At 63.4% G+C, this 257-nt stretch carries 1 protein-coding gene; it reads right to left on the bottom strand.

What is annotated here, in order from left to right:
* Window positions 1–257, bottom strand: a 257-nt coding sequence (locus tag ACYQ8L_RS18790; protein WP_459943333.1) for an aldehyde ferredoxin oxidoreductase C-terminal domain-containing protein, incomplete at both ends; no start/stop codon positions are given.

The following is a 257-nucleotide window of genomic DNA, read 5'->3' as shown; positions in this document are numbered from 1 at the left end:
TCCATCGCCACCGCGATCGTGGCCCCCATCTCAATCGTGTCGAGCCCGATGTCGTCCGAAAGCCGGTCCATCTCCGCGATGGCGTCCAGGTCGTCGATGCAGCAGTCCGTGCCGAAGCTCCAGACGGTCTCGTACTCCGGGCCCTTGGTCTTGTAGTTCCCGTCCTTGTCCATGTAGATCCGCGAGCATTGGATCACGCACCCCGAGTGGCACCCGTGGGCGATCTTGCCGCCCCGCTCCAAAATCACGTCGTGCTG

Source organism: Deferrisoma palaeochoriense (genome assembly GCF_054656955.1).
Note: the sequence above shows the minus strand (reverse complement) of the source record. Positions and strands in the feature narration are given on the sequence as shown.